Source organism: Pontiella desulfatans (assembly GCF_900890425.1).
Classification (GTDB): domain Bacteria; phylum Verrucomicrobiota; class Kiritimatiellia; order Kiritimatiellales; family Pontiellaceae; genus Pontiella; species Pontiella desulfatans.
In genome coordinates, this window is the sequence record NZ_CAAHFG010000003.1 from 119440 (window position 1) to 135973 (window position 16534).

General features: G+C 59.9%; 14 protein-coding genes, 2 tRNA genes, 1 pseudogene and 1 riboswitch. Of the genes and pseudogenes, 11 read left to right on the plus strand and 6 right to left on the minus strand.

Features of this window, described 5'->3' with window-relative positions; all coding sequences use genetic code 11:
* Positions 1-76 precede the first annotated feature (76 nt).
* From thiH to E9954_RS21600, 4 genes are all read right to left on the minus strand, one after another.
* The gene (gene thiH / locus E9954_RS21585) at positions 77-1210 is read right to left on the minus strand and encodes a 2-iminoacetate synthase ThiH (RefSeq protein WP_136081372.1); all 1134 of its coding nucleotides are present in this window, start codon (positions 1208-1210) and stop codon (positions 77-79) included.
* Between the two features lie 52 nt (positions 1211-1262).
* Complete coding sequence (locus E9954_RS21590; RefSeq protein WP_281281259.1) at positions 1263-2048, minus strand: thiazole synthase; 786 nt, start codon at positions 2046-2048, stop codon at positions 1263-1265.
* A gap of 78 nt (positions 2049-2126) precedes the next feature.
* The gene (thiS, locus tag E9954_RS21595) at positions 2127-2327 is read right to left on the minus strand and encodes a sulfur carrier protein ThiS (protein ID WP_136081373.1); all 201 of its coding nucleotides are present in this window, start codon (positions 2325-2327) and stop codon (positions 2127-2129) included.
* A gap of 70 nt (positions 2328-2397) precedes the next feature.
* Positions 2398-2501, minus strand: a riboswitch (TPP riboswitch).
* A gap of 118 nt (positions 2502-2619) precedes the next feature.
* Positions 2620-3843, minus strand: a complete 1224-nt coding sequence (locus tag E9954_RS21600) for a DDE-type integrase/transposase/recombinase (RefSeq protein ID WP_136077388.1) — start codon at positions 3841-3843, stop codon at positions 2620-2622.
* Between the two features lie 182 nt (positions 3844-4025).
* On the opposite strand from E9954_RS21600, the gene E9954_RS21605 reads away from it, so the two are divergent.
* Positions 4026-4101: transfer RNA gene (locus E9954_RS21605), tRNA-Glu, on the plus strand.
* A 34-nt stretch (positions 4102-4135) separates the two neighbouring features.
* A tRNA-Glu gene (locus E9954_RS21610) sits at positions 4136-4211 on the plus strand.
* 88 nt (positions 4212-4299) lie between these two features.
* Here E9954_RS21610 and E9954_RS21615 read toward each other — a convergent pair.
* Positions 4300-5040 (minus strand): annotated as a pseudogene (locus E9954_RS21615) (ketol-acid reductoisomerase); the annotation flags it as partial.
* A 10-nt stretch (positions 5041-5050) separates the two neighbouring features.
* Between E9954_RS21615 and E9954_RS21620 the strand changes: the two are divergent.
* Positions 5051-7444, plus strand: a complete 2394-nt coding sequence (locus E9954_RS21620; protein WP_136081375.1) for a tetratricopeptide repeat protein — start codon at positions 5051-5053, stop codon at positions 7442-7444.
* A gap of 275 nt (positions 7445-7719) precedes the next feature.
* On the opposite strand, the gene ilvC is transcribed toward E9954_RS21620, so the two are convergent.
* Positions 7720-8820 carry a ketol-acid reductoisomerase gene (gene ilvC, locus E9954_RS21625; RefSeq protein WP_136081376.1) on the minus strand — a complete coding sequence of 367 codons (1101 nt, stop codon included), beginning with the start codon at positions 8818-8820 and terminating at the stop codon, positions 7720-7722.
* Positions 8821-9119: 299 nt separating this feature from the next.
* Here ilvC and E9954_RS21630 point away from each other — a divergent pair, with 299 nt between their 5' ends.
* From E9954_RS21630 to E9954_RS21665, 8 genes are all read left to right on the plus strand, one after another.
* Positions 9120-9872, plus strand: a complete 753-nt coding sequence (locus E9954_RS21630) for a MotA/TolQ/ExbB proton channel family protein (protein WP_136081377.1) — start codon at positions 9120-9122, stop codon at positions 9870-9872.
* Between the two features lie 3 nt (positions 9873-9875).
* On the plus strand, positions 9876-10280 hold the full coding sequence (locus E9954_RS21635) for an ExbD/TolR family protein (protein WP_136081378.1): 405 nt from the start codon (positions 9876-9878) through the stop codon (positions 10278-10280).
* Positions 10281-10282: 2 nt separating this feature from the next.
* A complete protein-coding gene (locus E9954_RS21640) occupies positions 10283-11041 on the plus strand; it encodes a TonB family protein (protein WP_136081379.1) in 759 nt (252 codons plus the stop codon).
* A gap of 16 nt (positions 11042-11057) precedes the next feature.
* Positions 11058-12242: a PD40 domain-containing protein gene (locus E9954_RS21645; protein WP_136081380.1), complete on the plus strand. Its 1185-nt coding sequence runs from the start codon at positions 11058-11060 to the stop codon at positions 12240-12242.
* Positions 12243-12263: 21 nt separating this feature from the next.
* Entirely contained in the window at positions 12264-12776 is a 513-nt protein-coding gene (locus E9954_RS21650; protein ID WP_222847272.1) for an OmpA family protein, read from the plus strand.
* A complete protein-coding gene (locus tag E9954_RS21655) occupies positions 12733-14085 on the plus strand; it encodes a sensor domain-containing diguanylate cyclase (RefSeq protein WP_168442488.1) in 1353 nt (450 codons plus the stop codon). The genes E9954_RS21650 and E9954_RS21655 overlap by 44 nt, the downstream gene beginning before the upstream one ends.
* 139 nt (positions 14086-14224) lie before the next feature.
* A complete protein-coding gene (locus tag E9954_RS21660; RefSeq protein WP_136081382.1) occupies positions 14225-14944 on the plus strand; it encodes a pyridoxine 5'-phosphate synthase in 720 nt (239 codons plus the stop codon).
* 63 nt (positions 14945-15007) lie between these two features.
* Entirely contained in the window at positions 15008-16495 is a 1488-nt protein-coding gene (locus E9954_RS21665; protein WP_136081383.1) for an NAD(P)H-hydrate dehydratase, read from the plus strand.
* Positions 16496-16534: the final 39 nt, after the last annotated feature.

Sequence of the window (16534 nt, forward strand, 5' to 3'; positions counted from 1 at the left end):
GGAAGGCAACGAATGGTGCAGGTTATTTACTCATGAATGGATTCGTTGCTTTCCATTCATTCGTTGCAAATAGCCTCTAAACTTTTGCGTAGGCCGCGGGTTCGCGGTAGGTGGCGTCCCAGTTCTTGAAGACGGGTTCGAGGCCCTGGGCGCGCAGCATGGTGCAGAACTCGGGAATGTCGCGTTCGTCGGAAATCTCGAACTGCTCGGTCGATTCCTCCGAATCGTTGCTATAGCCGCCCACTGTCGTCTTGCTGGCCACGCTCATCTTGGATATGCCGAGTCCGGCCATGCCGTCGCGCACGTGGCGCGGCTCGCGGGTGGAGAGCACCAGCGGGATTTCCGGCAGGCAGATGCGCAGGGCAAAGATGTATTGCGCCAGCATCCGTTCATCGACCGGGTATTGCGGTTTAAAACCACCGAGCTGCGGTTGGATCCGCGGGAACGATATCGAGACGCCCGACTGCCAATAGTTTTTCAGCAGATACTTCGCGTGGCGATAGACGCAGAGCATATCGTGGCGCGGGTCGGCCAGGCCGAGCAGGGCGCCGATGCCGATGGTGCGCATGCCGCCGCGCAGCGCCCGGTCGGGCGCATCGATCCGCGCGAAAAAGTCGCGCTTGTCGCCCCAGCGGTGCATCTTTTCGTAAACCTCCTGGTCGTAGGTTTCCTGATAGAGCGTCACGCCCGAGCAACCGGCGGTAGCCAGTTCGCGATACTCCGTTTCCGCCATCGGAAAAACCTCGATGTTCACGTTATGGATATATTCCGCCGCAACCGACACGCATTCCTTGAGATAGGGCACGTCCGCCTCCGGCATGCGCTCGCCGGTCAGCAGCACCAGTTCTTCCAGGTGCATCGCCTTGATGGCCTCCATCTCGTGGCGTAGCTGTGCTTCATCAAGCACCGCGCGCTTGGCGCGCCGGTCGGCCGCGATACCGCAGTAGAGGCATCCGCCGTTGCAGAAGTTGGAGAGATAGAGCGGGGTATAGAGTTTGATCGTCCGCCCAAAATGACGTTTCGTAATCGCCTGCGCCCGTTGAGCCATCAGCTCCAGGAATTCGCTTGCGGCAGGGGAGAGCATCAGCGCCAGCTCCCGCTCCGTTGGGTTCCCGGAAAGAATCGCGGAGCGGATGGTGGCTTTATTGTCGCTCGCAGCCAAAGGTAGCCAACGGGCCGGATCGAGCCATTCTGGAAGTTTCGTTTTCATGTGAGGTGTCTAATTAAAATTCACGGCCGTGAATTCTAATTAGACGCTTTCCTTAGTCGGTTGAGGAGAGGAACGAGGTGAGCGGGCTGCTGGCGTGGGCGATTTCGGAGGTGGGCATGAGGCCGGCGTTGTAGGCCATGCGACCGGCTTCGACGCCGGTTTTGAAGGCGGCGCCCATGGCGGCGGGATCTTCGGCGGCGGCAATGGCGGAGTTGACCAGCACGGCATCGCACCCCATTTCCAGGGCGCAGGCGGCCTCGGAGGGGGAGCGCAGGCCGGCATCGACCACGACCGGTATGTTGGCATCGCGGATGATGATCTTGATCATCTCGGCGGTGGAGAGGCCTTTGCCGGTTCCGATGGCGGCGCCGAGGGGCATGACCGCCGCGCAGCCAATGTCCTCGAGGCGCTTGGCCAGCACCGGATCGGCCGGAATGTAGGGCAGGACCAGGAAGTCCTGCTTCACGAGTTCAATGGCCGCTTCGTAGGTTTCGATGGCGTCGGGGAGCAGGTGGTGTGGATTGGGGTGGATCTCCAGCTTCACGAAGGGGCTTTTGCTCAGTTCGCGGCCCAGCATGGCGGCCCGGACGGCTTCCTTGGCATTCATTGCGCCGGAGGTGTTGGGCATCAACCGCACATTTTCCAGCTGGGAGAGCGGGCCATACAGGTCGTCTTCGGCCTGGTCGCGGTTGAAGCGGCGCAGGGCAACGGTCACCAATTCCGTGCCGGAGGCTTTGACCGCTTCGATCATCGCCTGCGTGCTGGAAAACTTTCCCGTGCCCAGAAACAACCGCGAGCCCAGCTCCTGGTCGCCAATTTTTAAAATATCTTCTCTCATAGTCCGATCTTCCGTTTTTTTTACCACCAAGGCACAAAGAGCACTAAGCTTGGTGTTCCTGGTGTCTTAGTGTTTAAATTATCCGCCACCGACAAAGACGAGCATTTCGACCTCGTCGTTTTCCTTGAGCGTTGTGGATTCCCATTGTTCCGAGGGAACCACCTCGCCATTGATCATCAGCGCGGTATGCGCCTTGGTTGCGCCGAGTTCTTCAAGCAGCGCATCGGCGGTTCCAGCGCCGCTGTGCTCATGGCTTTCTCCATTCACGGTCAGTTTCATTTATTGAACTCCTTCCGAGGCCATGGGCCTCGGCTACAAAAAAAGCGTTCCCGGGAACCCGGAAACGCTGAAGACGAGATCAACACTTCCTTTCGCCGGCATGATCCGGATCAGGTTCAACGGGTATAATCTCAGCGCGTTCCAAACAGCGGATCGGCACCCCGGGTGACTGGTTGGGGACGTTGCCGTAGAAGGGGTTCGAAGTAAAGCGGGAAGGAACAAAAAGGCGTTGCGCGTTGCCTCAAAAATAAATGACACCGTAGAGGTGCGGATGAGGAGTCGTTTGACTGCATTAATGGGTACCCTCTAATTCGGGGGTTGTCAAGGTGGGGAGGCAGTCGGGGAACCCGGGTTCCCCGACTGCGGCGGACTCGCCGGTTTTCTTCATTTTTTCGATCTTGCGACGTCGGCGCTGGATGCGATTGCCCAGCTCGAAAGGGTCGAGCGTTTCGTATTCGCGTTGCAGAGCAGCCTCCTGTTGTTCGCCAAGGATGCCGCTGACCTTCAGGCGGTCAAAGGGCGTGGCGGGGGCATCGTATTTCTTTTTGTACCGGCTTTTGACGCGAACCTTGCTTTTTAGCTTGAACGAGGGTTTGAAGAAGTTGTTGAGCCGTTCCCAGTCGCGGTAGAGTGCGTTGAGCTCTCTGATCATGGCCGGGTTGTCGAGCCGGTCGTAGCCGAGCAACTCGCGCACGTGCGTCCAGTTCTTTTGTTCGACATGGGCGTTGTCGTTCTTGTGGTACGGTCTGCTGCGTGTAAAACAGACGGGCTGTTTGCGTTGCAGGAAGTAGCGCGTGAGATGGTGGTTGAGGAACTCGCTGCCGTTGTCGCAGTCGAAGCCCAGGATGGCGAAGGGCAGCTTGTTTTCCACGTCGTGGGTTTGGTGCATCACGCCTTCAGCGCCTTTGTTCCAGACCGCGCGGGTTACCGTCCAGGTGCTTATGATGTCCGTATAGGTGATCGACCAGATGAAGTCCCCGCTCATCGATCCGCCACAGTGGGCTACTGTGTCGGCTTCGAGATAGCCGGGCCGGTCGATGTCCTCGGTGGAGGTGCGGATTGGGATCTGATTCTTGAGCAGCGAGCCGGGCTTGGTACCGGTATTGCGCCTTCGCTGGTACTGCGCTTTGAAGGGTTTGAGCACCCGGTCGATGCTTGCCGGGCTGATTCTCAGTAGCTTTTCACGGCATTCGGTCGATAGCGGTTCGTAATGTTTTTCATAGTGCTTCAGCCAATGTGGCATAGCAGGCTTGAGGCGCTTCCCGCACAGTTGTCCAGAACGAAGCCACAGAGTTTTGAGGGTCTTGCGCAATTCAGCAGAGTCGTACTCGCCTTTGCGGCCGCGTTTGCCCCTGGAGGGCGTAAACGAGTCGTTGAGCAGCTTGGTGGCATGCTTGCGATCATAGCCGCATACCGCGCATACTTCATCGAGCAACCGGGTCTTGTAGGCCTTTTCCGCGCGCCTATAGCGGCGTTTTTGTACCGCGATGTATTCCATTCTGGTTTCGCAACTCATCTCTTTCATCCTCCCTGTATACAGGGTGTGATTTTTTGTGAGTCAACGAATCCTTTCCGCCCGCATCCTATCGGATGCTTCGGTGTCATTTAATTTGAGGCAACTCGCGTTGGTGAAAAAAACTTTTTTTGTTGTTGCCGAGTCCGGCGATTCTGCTAGATTACGCGCTCGTTTTTACCGAAGACCCCTTCGTCTAGTGGCCTAGGACTCCAGGTTTTCATCCTGGCAACACGGGTTCGAGTCCCGTAGGGGTCGCCATTTTCTAATGGTGCTTCGGAAAAAACCTTCTAGCGACCCCTTCGTCTAGTGGCCTAGGACTCCAGGTTTTCATCCTGGCAACACGGGTTCGAGTCCCGTAGGGGTCGCCACTTATCTTTCTCAAACAAAAAGCCTTCCACTTTCGCGGAAGGCTTTTTGTTTTGGCTGCTAGTGCCAGCCGTCCGGCACTTTCGGTTTTTAGTTGCCGGCGCGGCCGCCGATGCCTTTGGTGCCTTTGGCGATTTCCTTGGCTTTGCCTTTCGGGCGGAGCGAACGGGAAGCAGCACCGGCCTGCCACATTTCGGAGTCATGGATGGCCTGGAGCTCCTTGTCGAGGCGCTCTTTGTAGTTCTTGGCGCCGCAGACCTTGAGTACGCGCTTGGCTTCGTCCTTGTTCTTCACGGCCTTGTAGAGATCCTTGAAGACGGGCATGGTGGCCTTTTTGAACTTTGGTGCCCAGTCGAGTGCGCCGCGCTGCGCGGTGGCGGAGCAGTTGCCGAACATCCAGTCCATGCCGTTTTCATCGACGAGGCGGATGAGGCTTTGGGTCAGCTCTTCGACGGTTTCGTTGAAGGCTTCGGACGGGCTGTGTCCGTTTTTGCGGAGCACGTCGTACTGCGCTTCCATCACGCCGGCCAGGGCGCCCATGAGGATGCCGCGTTCGCCGACGAGGTCGGAGGTGACTTCCTTCTCGAAGGTGGTCGGGAAGAGGTAGCCGGAGCCGATGCCGATGCCGAGCGCCATGCAGCGTTCTTCGGCGTTGCCGGTGTAGTCCTGGTGCACGGCGAAGCTGGAGTTGATGCCGGCGCCGCTGAGGAAGTTGCGGCGGACGTTGAGGCCGGAACCCTTCGGGGCCACGAGGATGACGTCCACATTTTCGGGAGCGATAATTTTGGTGAGGTCGCTGTAGACGATGGAGAAGCCGTGCGAGAAATAGAGCGCGGCCTTTGTGTCGGTCGAGCTGAGCCAGCATGCCGGCGCGGTGCTCGATGTGATTGGCCAGCAACTTTTGAACGGCTATTCGGTCGCCGAATTTAAAGATTTGAACCAAGCCCTTCAACCCATCGAGCGGGCTCTGAAGGAACAAGCGACGCTGCTGGTGGTCGACAACATGGAAAGCATCCTGCAACCGCTCTATATTCCGGAGGCGCTCACCGACGAGGCCCGCGCAGCGTTGGAGTTGGTTTTAGCGCTGTGCGAACGGCTGAACGGGCAGGGTGAAACGCGCATTGTTTTTACCAGCCGCGAGGCGCTGCCCGCACCATTCGACGACATTCAACACCGGATCGAGCTGCGCCAGTTGGATCGCAGCGACGCCGTCAAGCTGGTGGAGCGGACGCTCAATGCCGAGGGGGACTCCGGCGGAACGGAGGGAACGGCGCGCGAGGAGATCGAGGAGCTGGTCGATGCCGTGAACAGCCACGCCCGCACCCTGACTTTGCTGGCGCCGTCGCTCCGCGATTTGGGCGTAGCGGCTACCACCAACAAGCTGGTGGAGCTGATGGCGTCGATGAAAGGCAGCCGCGAGCAGTCGGTCTTTGCCAGCGTCGAGCTTTCCCTGCAACGCCTGTCGGAAAAAAACCGGGCGCGGATCAAAGTGCTGGGCCTCTTTCAGGGCGGAGTCGATTTGGATGCTTTAAAAACCATGATGGAGTGGACAGACGAGGAGGTGGACTCCTTGGCCGTCGAGCTGATGGGGACGGGACTGGCCACACTCAATCCCTACAACCACCTTTCGCTCAATGCCGCGCTATGCCCCTATCTGCACGGGCAACTGGACGAGGCGGAGCGCGATGCCCTGAACGTACGGTGGATCGAGGCCATGCGGGCCTATGCCGGTTTTCTTCAGCGTCAAAAATCTCAGGATGCCCAGCTGGCGGCGACGTTGACGCTGCTGGAGCTGCCCAATCTGTTTGCCTTGCTGGAGCAGGTGGCGCAGGCGGGCGATGCCGAGGCCACCATCGATTGCTGCACCGATCTTTACAGCCTGCTGCAAATGCTCGGCAAGCCGCGCCTTCTGGCGCGCGTGGCGCAGGTGCGCGATGCCGCCGAGGAGGCATTGGGCGAAACGTGGAACCATGCCCGTTTCGAGGCGCAACGCATTCGCATTGAACAACAGCTCGAAGGTGGGCAGCTGCGCGAAGCTTACGAGGGTGCGCAACGGTTGCTGGAACGCGCCCGCTCAGCCGGAGAGACAGCCTATTCCGGTGCCGACTATGATTTGGCGATGGCTTGTGTTCTATTGGCAAGGGTGTTGCGAACTGGTGGCGGTGCGGAGCAGGCCCTGCCGCTGTTGGCCGAGGCGCAGCGGCGGTTCGAGGCTATTGCGAGGAGCCGCGAAAGCAAGGCGGCGGAAGGCATGGCTTCCGTCTGCTTGGCGGAGTGCGGGGATTGCCTTCGCGCTGCGGGGAGGCTCGACGAGGCGGCGGAAGCCTATGAAGGGGGCATCTTGCGATCTGAAAATCTGAAAGATGAGCGGCAGGTTGCGGCCGTCAAAGCCCAGCTCGGTAGCGTCCGCCTGATGCAAAAAAGTTATCAAGAGGCGCTGGAAGCCTATGCAGAGGCCCGCGAACGGTTTGAGCAACTAGGCGAACCCGGTTCCGTCGCTGTGGTCTGGCACCAGACGGGCATGGTCTATGAGGAAATGGAGCAGCCGGAAGCGGCGGAGCAGGCCTACCGCAAATCGCTCGCAATCAAGGTGCAGCAGGGCAACATCGCCGGGCAGGCTTCCACGTTGGGGCAGTTGTCAATTCTGTACGACGACCAGCTTGGGCGCACGGAGGAGGCGGTCGCCTTGCTGCGCCAGGCGGCGGACAAGTATGCCGAGATTGGCGATGTGGCGGGGGAGGGGCGCCAGCAGAACAATCTGGCCATCCGGTTGCGCAAATTGAACCGCCTGGATGAGGCGCGGCAGGCCATCCGTCGGGCGATCGACTGCAAGGCCCGTTTTGGCCATGCGTCCGAACCGTGGAAGAGCTGGGCCATCCTGTGCATTATTGAAACGGACGAGGGGAATGCCTCCGCCGCTGCGGAAGCCCGGCAAAAGGCCTTTGCATGCTATGTCGCCTACCGCCGCGACGGCGGCGAAAACCACGAGGGAACGGGGCGCTTGGCGCATGACCTTACCCAACTGCTGCTGGGAGGTGAGACCGCGCAGGCCACCACGCTCCTGCAGGATGTTGCATCCCAGTTTCAGGAGGCCGGACTCGGCGTTTTCCACGATGCGCTGCAGGCCATTGTCGGCGGGAGCCGCGACCGCACCCTCGCCGACCATCCGGAGCTGGAATACGCTCATGCCGCCGAAATCACGATCCTGCTCGAAACGCTGGAAAAGGGCGGGTAGTGCGGAGTGGGACGAAAGAGTTTCATGTCCCGTTTCCTGAGAATATTGCCGTAGCCATGTCGTAGCGCGGATATCCGATCCGCGTTTCCGTTTGATTGGCCTTCCCTGCCACCGGGAAACTCGCATCGGATATGCGAGCTACATTTCCGCTCGCCGGCAATCGGAACATGAACCAAAAAAGCCCTCCGCATTGCGGAGGGCTTTCTTAAAACCGCCCGGTCGGGGACCGGGCCTACACCTTGTAGGCCGGATGCCCTCATCCGGCGTAGGTCTGCCTAGTTCCCGGCGCGGCCGCCGATGCCTTTGGTGCCTTTGGCGATTTCCTTGGCTTTGCCTTTCGGGCGGAGCGAGCGGGACGCGGCGCCGGCCTGCCACATTTCGGAGTCGTGGATGGCCTGGAGTTCCTTGTCGAGGCGCTCCTTGTAGTTCTTGGCGCCGCAGACCTTGAGTACGCGCTTGGCTTCATCCTTGTTCTTGACGGCTTTGTAGAGATCCTTGAACACGGGCATGGTGGCCTTCTTGAACTTGGGCGCCCAGTCGAGCGCGCCGCGCTGCGCGGTGGCGGAGCAGTTGCCGAACATCCAGTCCATGCCGTTTTCGTCGACGAGGCGGATGAGGCTTTGGGTCAGCTCTTCGACGGTTTCGTTGAAGGCTTCGGACGGGCTGTGGCCGTTTTTACGGAGCACGTCGTACTGCGCTTCCATCACGCCGGCCAGGGCGCCCATGAGGATGCCGCGTTCGCCGACGAGGTCGGAGGTGACTTCCTTCTCGAAGGTGGTCGGGAAGAGATAGCCGGAGCCGATACCGATGCCGAGCGCCATGCAGCGCTCTTCGGCGTTGCCGGTGTAGTCCTGGTGCACGGCGAAGCTGGAGTTGATGCCGGCGCCGCTGAGGAAGTTGCGGCGGACGTTGAGGCCGGAACCCTTCGGGGCCACGAGGATGACGTCCACATTTTCGGGAGCGATAATTTTGGTGAGGTCGCTGTAGACGATGGAGAAGCCGTGCGAGAAATAGAGCGCGGCGCCTTCCTGCAGGTTGCGCTTGATCTGCGGCCAGCAGATCTTCTGCGCGGCGTCGGAAAGCAGGTATTGCACGACGGTGGCCTTGGAAACGGCTTCCTCGATTTCGAAGAGGGTTTCGCCGGGCTTGAAGCCGTCCTTTTTGGCGCGGTTCCAGTCCTTCATGAATTTCTTGGACTGGCCAACGATCACGTTGAAGCCGTTGTCGCGCAGGTTGAGCGCCTGGGCCGGGCCTTGCACGCCATAGCCGATGATGGCGATGGTTTCGTTCTTCAGCACCTTGCGGGCTTTCGCCAGGCTGAATTCCTTGCGGGTGACGACGGTTTCCTTTGTTCCGCCAAAGTCGATGATTGCCATATCTCTTCTCCTGTTCGTTTGTTTTGTTCACGCCCCTTGCATGAAATGCAAGATTGTTAAACGCTTTGCCCATGGGGGTCAACCCATCCTGCCGGAAATTTCCGGGGCGGGAATGGTTTTTCATTGCTTTTCCAAGGGTTGGAAATATGTTTGGAGCGGTTGTTCGCGAATGCGCTTGCTTCCGCTCCGGCCGCTGGCGGTTATCCGTTATGGGTTTTATGGGGTGCCGCGACGCCCGGTCCGGCCATACTGCCAGGGCGACCGATAACGAATGATGACGAACCGATAAATGGAAATTTATGACTATGGAACTTCTGGACTCATTGCTGGTTTCGATGCCGCTCGCGGACATGGCGAGCAACTTTTCGGATAGTACGCTGCCGGGCAAGCTGATTGTGATCGTGCTCTTCCTGGGGTCGGCGGCGGCCTGGACGATCATGCTGACCAAGCGGATGCAGCTAAACTATGCCAGCCGCACCTCGAAGCGTTTCCTTGCGGCCTTCCGTGCGGGCAGCAACCCCTCGACGCTTTACACGCAGGAAGAGATGTTTCCGGGGTCGCCGCTGAATACGATCTATCAGGAAGGATGCCAGGCGCTGGAGACGGAGCTGCATGCGCACGGGATCTATCCCGAGGAGCTGGGCGACTCGGTTTCCGCCTCCTACCGCGTGCTGACGCTCAACCAGCTCGAGGCGCTCCGCACGGTGATCGACCGCAACGTCGCCGACGAGGCGCTCAACCTCGAAGACCAGATGGGCCTGCTCGCCACGGCGGTGAGTGCCGCGCCATTCCTCGGGTTGCTTGGGACGGTGTGGGGCGTGATGGATGCCTTCACCGGCATGGCGCAGTCCGGCTCGGTTGCGCTCTCGGCGGTTGCGCCGGGCATTGCGGGCGCGCTGCTCACCACCATCGTCGGCCTGCTCGTCGCCCTGCCGTCGATGATCGGCTACAACATGCTCTCGGCCCACATCCGCCGCCTCGGCGTGCAGATGGACAACTTTGCCCAGGAATTCATCTCCGAAATCCAGAACACCTACGTCAGGGAAGGATAGGCCGTGGCAAGAAGAACCAGCTTGGTATCTCTCAACACGATCAGCGACATCAACATGACGCCGCTGATGGACTTGACGTTCATTCTGCTCATCACGTTCATCATCACCTTCCCGCTGGTGGAGCAGGGGATTGCCATCAACCTGCCGAAGGGCAAGGCGGCGGACATCAAGGATGCCCAGACGCGATCCATTAGCTTGAATCTCGCAAAGCAACTCTACCTCGACGACGTCCCTGTGTCGGCGGAGGAGCTGAAGGCGGAGATGGCGACGATTGGTGCGGCCGAGCCCGACACGACGATCTATGTGCGGGCCGACCGCAAGCTCAACTATGGCGAGGTGGTTGATATCATGAAGATTTTGCACGATGCCAACATCACGAAAATGGCGCTGGTTACCGAAGGCGAGTAGGGATGAACGTTTACCAGCGCAAAATTGCATTGCGGGTGCTGGGAGCCCATGCGGCGGTCATTCTGTTTTTCATGATGGTTGCCGGGTTGAAGGGGTGCTTCCGGCCGAAGCCGAAGCCGGAGATCGTGACCTTTATCGAGTTTGGCGCCCCGCCGCCGGCCGTGCAGGTGGAGGAGGTGCCCGACGAGCCGGATCCGCCTCCATCGGAGCCGGTGGTCGAGGAGGCCCCGCCTCCGCCGGAGCCCAGGCACATTCCGGAACCGCCCAAGGAAAAGAAAAAGCTGACGCCGAAAAAGGTTACGCCCAAAAAGGATCCGCCGAAACCCAAGTGGAAGCCGGTCGATCCAAAGGATATCGATATTTCCAAGAGCAAGAAAATCACGCCCAAGGAGACGAAGCCGGCGGTTTCGGAGCAGGAGATCAAGAAGGCCCTGGAAGGCATCTCCAAGGCGTCGCCAACCCCGTCGCAACTGCCGGTGGGCAATCCGAATGCGAACGCGGCCTACATTTCGCAGGTGGGGAGCTATTTCGACCGTTACTGGAACCATCCGCCGTCCGCCACGCCGGCGGAATCGATGGTGGTGCGGATCCATTTCCTCAAAAGCGGCGCGATCACGAAGCGGACGCCCATCCAGCGATCGGGCGATTCCGCGTTCGACGATTCGGTGATGGCGGCGGTGAATGCCGTAAACTCGGTTCCCGAGCCGCCTTCGGGCTTCCCTTATGAATATGTTGAGGTAGAGTTCCGGATTCGTAATTAGTTTTGGAGTGCAGGGTATGAATAGACGTTTTTTTGTTGGGTCATCCATGCTGGCGGCCACTGCGGCCATGGCGCAGCGTGCGGTCGTTGAGCGGGAGGGCAGTGGAAAGATTGCCATCAACCTGGGCGGATACCGGTCGGGCAGCGATGCGGCATCGCGCACGTTCCTTTCGGTTCTGAAGGCCGACCTCAACCGGTCGGGCTATTTTTCGGTGTCGTCGAGCGGCGGCGCGGTCAATGTGACCGGGCAGGTTTCGGCGGGCAGCCGGATCAAGGCGGATGTTGCCGTCTATAATGCCTCGACCCGCCAGCGGATGCTCGGAAAATCCTACCCGGCGGAACTCAGCCAGGTGAGGGCCATGGCCCATAAGGTGGCCGACGACATCGTCTATGCCGTCACCGGCAAGCGGGGCATGGCCTCCGGCAAGATTGCCGTGGTCGGCACCCGGACCGGCCGCAAGGAGCTGCATATCTTCGACATGGACGGCCAGGGCATGCGCCAGGTGACCAATGATCGCAGCATCGTGGTGGATGCCCGCTGGACGCCGGACGGCAAGAACCTGGTCTATACCTCCTATAAACGCGGTTATCCCAATGTTTTCATGACCGGGGAAAGCAAGCCGCTCGCCGCCTACGGCGGCATGAACGCCAGCGGTGCGGTCTCGCCGGACGGCAAGAGCATGGCGGTGATCCTCTCCAAGGACGGCAATCCCGAGCTATATGTCAAAAGCCTGCGGTTCGGCGGGGGGGTGACCAAGCTGACGAAAACCCGCCGCGGCAACGAGGCCAGCCCGTGCTGGTCGCCGGACGGCAACCACATTGCCTTTGTGTCCGACAGCTCGGGGCGGCCCCAGATCTACATTGTGTCGAAGGACGGCGGAACGCCGCAGCGCCTAACGAGCTCGGGCACGGAAAACGTGGCACCGGATTGGGGCAAGAACAACTACATCACCTTCTGCACCCGCTCGGGCGGGCGCTACCGCGTGGCGATCATCGATCCGAAAACGCGATCAACGCGCGTGCTGGAGACCGATTGGGCGGATTATGAGGATCCATGCTGGGCTCCGGACGGGCGCCATATTGTCTGCTCGCGCACTTCGGGCTACCGATCCTCCATCTACCTCCTTGACACGTTAAAAGATTCTCCTGTAGCTTTGATTTCAGGCTCAGGCGACTGGTATTCGCCTGCCTGTTCTCCGTAATCCAGATGTAGGGTGGTTGTAATGAAAAAAATGATTTTGAAAATGTTCGTGTTCGGCGTTGTCGCCGGTTCCGTGGCCGTGCTTTCGGGCTGCCAGAAAAACAAGGCGGGGGCCGATTTCTACGACTCCGAGTCCAACATGTATGGCGATCCGCTGCTGGGCGACACCCCGCTGGTGGATCCCACGGTGGCCGATGGCGACCGCAGTCTGTTCCCGCCGGTCTTCTTCGCCTACGACAGCTCCCAGGTTAATCCGGAGGAATCCGGCAAGTGCGAGCAAGTCGCCGACTACCTGAAGAAGGGCAAGGGCCAGGGCGTGATTGTCGAAGGCCACGGCGACGAGCGCGGCAGCCGCGAATACAACCTCGCGCTCGGCGAACGCCGCGCGCTGGCCGTCCGCGACTATCTCATCAGCCTCGGTGTGAATTCCGCGACGATCCAGACCAAGACCTATGGCGAGGAAATGCCCGACGACATGGGGCACGATGAAAATGCCTGGCGCAAGAACCGCCGCGCTGTTTTCGCTATCTACTAATCTCTTGCCAGGTGCGGCCCCGGGCCGCACTTTCTTTTTTCGTATGCAGTTCCTCTTCCCCACGATCGCGGCACAGTTCGACTTCATGGGCGGTGCCCTGGGTGTGGTTGCCGCCGTTGTCGTATCCTTTGCGGTCATCACACTGGTTGCCAGCTACTACCGCTTTCAGAACATCGTGCAGATGGCGGAGAACACCCAGCCCGAGGACATGGGCGCCCAGCCCGAGGACATCCTGCGCGTACAGCTTGCACGCTACCTCGCCGGGTGTGCGCGCCGCGGCACATCGTTTTCCCTCGCGCTCATCCGGACGTCCAATCCCGAGGTGCCCGTTCGCATGGATGCGCCGATCGTCGGTAGCATCCGCCATGCCGCCCGTCGCGGCGACATCACCTGTGTCTACGACGACCAAACCGCCGTGCTGCTCGCCGAATCCGAACCCGAGGATGCCATGGCCATCCTGACCCGCATCACCGCCTACGTGGCCGCGGATTGCCCCGAACTCGAACTCGCCGGCCTTCGCTCAGGCATCGCCTCCTATCCCGGCCATGGCCTGGCCGGCAAGGACTTGATTGATGCCGCCCTCGAAGGGTTGCGGATGTCCTCCGCCGAAGCCCCGATCGTCATGCCCGAAATCGAGGATGCCGATGAGGAGCTCGAAGAACCCGCTGTCGAAGAGGTTGAAGAGCCTGCCGAATCCGGGGGAGAGGGCGAAGAGGACGACAAAAAGGATTCCAAGGGGTGGAAGGAGCGGCGCAAGAACCTGATGCTCGACGAGTTGACCGGCGTACTGAAACCCTCCGCCATTTCGGCCTACATGCAGCGCATGATGAGCGAGCTGCGCCGCAAGAAGCAGCCTGCGGCCCTCTTCTGCATGGGTGTCAACAACATGGACCATGTTGCACGTATCCATGGCGCGGAGGCTGCCGACGATGTCATGGCGGGGGTCAGTAGGTTGCTGCAGCAATACCTTCGTGCCGACGACCTGATCGGACGGCACGAAAAATACGCCTTCCTTGTCCTTGCGCAGTGTTCCATGGCGGAGGCCGAGATCATCGGCAAGCGCATCAGCACGCTGGTGCAGCAGGGCGAATTCGTTTCCGGCAGGAAAAAGCTCAAAACCACCATCACGCTCGGCGTGGCAACCTATCCGGAGCATGGCCGCAACCTGCACCATCTGTACACGGCCGGGCAGAAGGTGCTCGACCATAGCCGAATCAACGATATCCGCGCTTATGCGGTTTACGATCCCGAAATACATGATAGGATGCCACCCAAACCGATGAAGAACATCAAATCGGTGCAGGCGTAGTGGAATTAGGAATGTAGATTTAAGAATGTAGAATTTTGGGTCTGCGACGCTTCCCGGTGAAGGGCGCGGAGAATTCGACGGGAAACCATTCTTCATTCTGAAATCTTAATTCTTAATTTCAATCCAGAGGAGAGAAGATATGAAACTAGGTGTGAACATCGACCATGTGGCCACATTGCGCCAGGCGCGTGGCACCGTATATCCCGATCCGCTGGATGCGGCCATCCTGTGTGCCCGGGCCGGTGCCCACGGCATCACCGCCCATCTCCGGGAAGACCGCCGCCATATCCAGGACGACGACATCTATCGCCTGAAAGAGCTTCAGCCCCTTCCGCTCAACCTCGAAATGGCCAATGTTGAATCCATTGTCGAAATTGCCCTAAGCGTCCGGCCGGCCGAAGTCTGCCTCGTCCCCGAAAAGCGCCAGGAGCTGACCACCGAGGGCGGTCTGGATGTCATCGGCCATTTCAACCATCTCAAGGAAACCGTGCAGTGCCTGACCGAAGCCGGGATCGAAGTCAGCATGTTTGTCGATGCCGATGAAATTACCCTGGCCGCCTGCAAGGATCTCGGCGCCCCCACGGTCGAGCTGCACACCGGCGCCTATTGCGATGCCGAGCCCAACGACCGCCCCGTTCTACTCGAGCAGTTGATCCGCGGCGCGGACTATGCCCATGAACTCGGGCTGAAGGTGAATGCCGGACACGGAATCAACATCGAAAACCTGGGCGGCATCCTGTGTGTTCCGCACCTCGACACGCTCAATATCGGGCACAGCATCATTTGCCGCTCCGTTTTCCACGGCCTGGAGACCTCCATCAAGGAAATGCTCATCGGCATGCTCGAATACAATGGATGACAAGTGACGATTGAGGCGTGATCCATTTAACCACGCCTCACGTTTCACTTTTCACGTTTTCTCATGAAACTCATCACGCCAGAAGAAATGCGGGAGCTCGACCGCCGAACCATCGAATCCGGTATTCCCGGCGAAGAGCTGATGTTCACGGCCGGTGAAGGATTGGCCGATGCCATCCGTACGCTGGCATCCAACCATCAGCTTACCGATTCGCCCGTCCTGTTTGTTGCCGGCGCCGGCAACAACGGCGGCGATGCCTTTGTTGCCGCCTGTTGCTTGCACGAGGACGGATGGCCGGTCGAATGCTGGCTGGCCGCGCCCGAAAGCAAAATCAAGGGCGATGCACTGATCCATTTCAAGAAGATGAAAAAGGCGGGCGTCCCGTTCGAGGTGCTCGATACGTCCGAGCATTGGACCTATGTGGCCGAAAGCGGCATCGACGCCGAAATCATCGTGGATGGACTGCTGGGAACCGGCGCCGCCGGGGATCCGCGCGGCGTCATTGCCGATGCCGTTCAATTCATCGATGCCCAGGCCGACCGCGCCTTGGTCGTTGCCATCGACATTCCGTCCGCCATGGCCATACGGGCCGACCTGACCGTCACGATGGGACTCCCCAAGATCGGGCTGGCCGAACCCGAAAACATCGACATGGTCGGCCAGGTTGAAGTGGTCGATATCGGCATTCCACCCGCCTTCATCGATGAGGCGGTTGGCGATGCCGATCTGGAATTCATCCATCCCTCCGACCTCTCCCCGCTGTTTCCGCGCCGCCCGCGCGATGCGCACAAGGGGGCATTCGGCCACGTGCTTTGCATCGGGGGATCAAAAGGCTACAGCGGAGCCATTGCCATGGCCAGCCGGGCCGCCACCCGCTCCGGCGCCGGACTCGTCTCGGCCTTTGTGCCCGAAGCCATCCATGCGCTGGTCGCTCCCGCCATTCCCGAGGTGATGGTGCATTCGAGCATGCCCGAAGGCAAATGGACGGCCATCATGGCCGGTTGCGGCATGGGGCGCTCCGCAACCACGCGGGAACAAGTGTTGCACCTGCTGGAGGATTCCGCGGTTCCGGTCGTACTCGATGCCGATGCCATCACCGTGCTCGCCGATCATGTCGATTCCATCAAGAGTGCCAAGTGTCCCGTCGTCCTCACGCCGCACCCCGGCGAGTTCGCCGCGCTGTTTGGCCTGAAGGTGGACGATGTTCAGGAAGACCGTTTCGGCATGGCCCGGATGGCCGCCGACAAGCTCGGCGCAACCATTGTGCTCAAAGGGGCGGGGACGCTCGTTGCAACCCCCGGCCAGCCAATTGCAATCAACCTAACCGGCAATCCCGGCATGGCTGCCGGTGGTTCCGGCGATGTTCTCGCCGGAATCATTGCAGGACTCGTTGCCCAGGGGATCGCACCGTTCGAAGCCGCATGCGCCGGGGTGTGGCTCCATGGCCGTGCGGGCGACCTCGCCGCCGCCGAAAAGGCGCAGGCCTCCCTCATCGCCACCGACCTCATCGAAAAAATCCCCGATGCTTTCCGGGATATTAGTTGCAGATAGTGATTCGTGACGATTGAGCCGTGAGAGGAAGTTATCTCA